Source organism: Streptomyces sp. NPDC057654, assembly GCF_042800135.1.
Classification (GTDB): Bacteria; Actinomycetota; Actinomycetes; order Streptomycetales; family Streptomycetaceae; genus Streptomyces.
On record NZ_JBHVHQ010000909.1, the window covers coordinates 1 to 3399 of the forward strand.

Sequence of the window (3399 nt, forward strand, 5' to 3'; positions counted from 1 at the left end):
GGGCCCACGCCCTGGCCCGTACGCTCCTCGACCGGCACGGCGTCGTGACGCGGGGCGCGGTGGCCGCGGAGGGCGTCGAGGGCGGCTTCTCCGCCGCGTACCGCGTGCTGTCCGTCTTCGAGGAGAGCGGCCAGGCCCGGCGCGGCTATGTGGTCGAGGGGCTGGGCGCGGCCCAGTTCGCCATGGAGGGCGCGGTCGACCGGCTGCGCGCGGTGGGCAACGCGCGCGACCGCGCCGTCACCGGCGACGGGCCGGGGGTGAAGGACGGCCGACGCGCCGTCGTACTGGCGGCGGCGGACCCCGCCAACGCCTACGGGGCCGCCCTGCCCTGGCCGGAACCGCCCCCGGGCGTGACCCACAAACCGGGCCGCAAGGCGGGCTCCCTGGTCGTCCTTCTCGACGGCGACCTGGTTCTCTATATGGAGCGCGGCGGCAAGACCCTCCTGGCCTGGCCGCCGGAGGAATCCCGGGACGACGAGTCCGGGGACGAGCCCCGGCTACGGGCGGCGACGCAGGCCCTGGCCCAAGCGGCCCGCGCGGGGGCCCTGGGTACGGTCACGGTCGAGCGGATCAACGGCTCCGCCGCGCTCTCCTCGCCCCTGGGCAGCGCACTGGAGTCCGCGGGGTTCCACGCCACACCACGGGGGTGGCGCCTGCGCGCACCATGAGCAGAAGCATTGGAACGGGCGCACGCGGTTCCCCTTCAGCGTGCCCTCGGAACACCCCCGGGGCGTTCGGCTGAGCGTCCCGGGGACGGCGCTGAGCCGAACACGGCGACCCGCGCGGCATCATGGTCCGTATGCCCGAAGGAGACACCGTCTGGCGTGCCGCACACCGCCTGCATCAGGCCCTCGCGGGCCACCGCCTGGTCCGCTGCGACCTGCGCGTACCGCGCCTGGCGACCTCCGACCTCACGGGCCGCCTCGTCACCGACGTGACGGCGCGCGGCAAACATCTGCTGACCCGCGTCGAGGGCGGCCTCACTCTCCATTCGCACCTGCGCATGGAGGGCTCCTGGCAGATCTACGCCCCCGGCGACCGGTGGCGCGGCGGACCCGAGCACCAGATCCGCGCCATCCTCGGCACCGAGGACCGCACCGCCGTCGGCTACCGCCTGCCGGTCCTGGACCTGCTGCGCACCGCCGACGAGCCGAAGGCGGTCGGCCATCTGGGCCCCGACCTGCTCGGCCCCGACTGGGACCCCGACGAGGCGCTGCGCAGACTGCTCGCCGACCCGGCCCGTACCGTCGGCGAGGCGATGCTGGACCAGCGCAACCTGGCCGGCATCGGCAATGTGTACAAGTCGGAGCTGTGCTTCCTGCTGCGCGTCTCCCCGTGGCTGCCGACGGGCCTGCTCCCGGCCCCCGAGCGGCTTCCGGCGCTCGCGAAGAAACTGCTCGAAGTCAACAAGTCCCGCCCTTCCCGCGTCACCACCGCCGATCCGCGCCGGGACCGCCGTCTATGGGTGTACGGGCGGGCCGGACGGCCGTGCCTGCGGTGCGCGACCCCCGTCCGCGTCGCCGACCAGGGCAGCGGCGGCCAGGAACGCCTCACCTACTGGTGCCCGCGCTGCCAGCCGGAGCCCGCCAACTAGTTGACGATCCGTCAGATTCGGTCGTACGGTCCCGACATGCCCCTCACGGCGTACGACCTCACCGGACGCACCGCCCTGATCACCGGCGCCGCCAGCGGAATCGGCCGCGCCACGGCGCTCCTGCTGGCCGAGGCCGGGGCCTCGGTCCACTGCGCCGACCTCGACGCGCAGGGCGCCGAGCAGACTGCCGAAGAGATCCGCAAGGGCGGCGGCAGTGCCCGCGCCCATCCGCTCGACGTCAGCGACCGGACCCAAGTGGCGGCGGTCGTGGAGGAATCCGTACGAGCCGACGGCCGCCTCGACATCATGGCCAGCATCGCGGGCGTCATGCACCGCAGCACGGTCCTGGACACCTCCGACGAAGACCTCGACCGGGTGCTGGCCGTCAATTTCAAGGGCGTGCTGTACGGCTGTCAGGAGGCGGCGCGCGCGATGATCGCCCAGGGGAACGGCGGCAGCATCGTCACGATGACCTCCGGAGTGATCGACACCGGAGTCCCCGAACTGCTCTGCTACGGCGTGGCCAAGGCCGCCGTCTACCAGCTCACCAAGACCCTCGCCTCGGAGGTCGGCCCGCACGGCATCCGCGTCAACGCCGTCGCACCGGGCTGGATCCGTACGCCCATGACCGACCGGCACGTCGACGACACGGAGAAAACCGGGCAGCAGCGGATGGCGCGGATGTCCCCGCTCGGCCGCGTCGGCGAGGCGGAGGACATCGCGCATGCGGTGCTGCACCTGGCGTCGGACGCCTCGTCCTTCACGACCGGCCAGCTCCTCCGCCCCAACGGCGGCGTCCACATGCCGTGGTGACCTCGGCCGCCGCACCAACGCCCTCACGTCCCTTGCGGCCGTCCTTCTTCGACCACGGCACGCAGTGCACCGGCAACAGGCTCAACCCCCAGCCCCCGGCGGCGACGGCCCCTTCGACGAAGCCGGCCCGGCCCGGCTCCACGACCAGCCGGAGCGCGGCCCACCACCACATGCCGCCGACGACGAACGCCGACGCCCGCCCCACCGGCCCGCGAGACCGGCACAAGCCCCAGAAGTCACGCCAGGCCATGGCTGCCTCCTTCGGCCGACGCTAGACCGGCGCTCCACCATCTCGGGAGGGCGCACCGGGGGCAGTGGCAGCGTGCGATACGTACGCACGCGCCCGTACGCCCCCGGCGCCGCCACCGGCACCGGCCCGCCGCGGCCGACGCGAGCCGTCAGGAACCGGACCGCCGGTCGTCGTCCCCCGATCCCATCTGGTCGTTGATCTTCTGCTGGGCGCTGTCGACTTGGCCGCTGTACTTGCCGCCGGTCTTCTGGTCGAACGCGTCGCCCGCCTTGTCGACTCCCTTGCGGGCGGTGTCCTCGTGGCCCTTGATCAGCCCTTTGAGCTTGTCAAGCATGGACATGATCAACCTCCTTGCTTATGGACCTGTGCTCCTCAGCATCACCGACAGACCCGAATCCCGCATCCGCACCACGGGGCACCGACCTCCGCACCCGCCTCACCAGCCGAAACACCATTTACGGAACAGGACTGCGCCCAATCCGATCACCGCATGGCCGGTAAGCGAGCACGGTTTCGGCCGGAGCGGGTGAAGGGCGGCGGGGAAGTGATGCGCGGGCATAGTGTGCCCGGCGTTCGTTCCGAACCGTCACTTCGAGGGGGAACTCTCCGTGTCCAAGCGCGTGTTGCGGCGCCTGCTCGGCGCGTTCGTATCCGTCCTGGCGATGCCGGCCGCAGGGGCGGCCGTCGCCGCCCCGGCCTCGGCCGCTCCGGCCGCCGTGGCCGACACCGTCTACGGCTGCCC

The 3399-nt window shown here is 72.7% G+C and carries 4 protein-coding genes and 1 pseudogene; 3 read left to right on the plus strand and 2 right to left on the minus strand.

The features are described 5' to 3' along the window. The 3 genes and pseudogenes from ACFU99_RS38105 to ACFU99_RS38115 all read left to right on the plus strand — a co-directional run. A pseudogene (locus ACFU99_RS38105) lies at positions 1–668 on the plus strand (DEAD/DEAH box helicase); the annotation flags it as partial. Between the two features lie 131 nt (positions 669–799). Beyond that, positions 800–1594 (plus strand): Fpg/Nei family DNA glycosylase, encoded by a 795-nt coding sequence (locus tag ACFU99_RS38110; protein WP_384401621.1) that lies wholly within the window; start codon positions 800–802, stop codon positions 1592–1594. Positions 1595–1630: 36 nt separating this feature from the next. Beyond that, complete coding sequence (locus ACFU99_RS38115) at positions 1631–2407, plus strand: SDR family NAD(P)-dependent oxidoreductase (RefSeq protein ID WP_384401624.1); 777 nt, start codon at positions 1631–1633, stop codon at positions 2405–2407. Here the strand turns inward: ACFU99_RS38115 and ACFU99_RS38120 are convergent. Continuing rightward, positions 2355–2657 carry a hypothetical protein gene (locus ACFU99_RS38120; RefSeq protein WP_384401627.1) on the minus strand — a complete coding sequence of 101 codons (303 nt, stop codon included), beginning with the start codon at positions 2655–2657 and terminating at the stop codon, positions 2355–2357. The genes ACFU99_RS38115 and ACFU99_RS38120 overlap by 53 nt on opposite strands. 148 nt (positions 2658–2805) lie before the next feature. After that, entirely contained in the window at positions 2806–2997 is a 192-nt protein-coding gene (locus ACFU99_RS38125) for an antitoxin (RefSeq protein ID WP_384401629.1), read from the minus strand. Between the last annotated feature and the right edge of the window lie 402 nt (positions 2998–3399).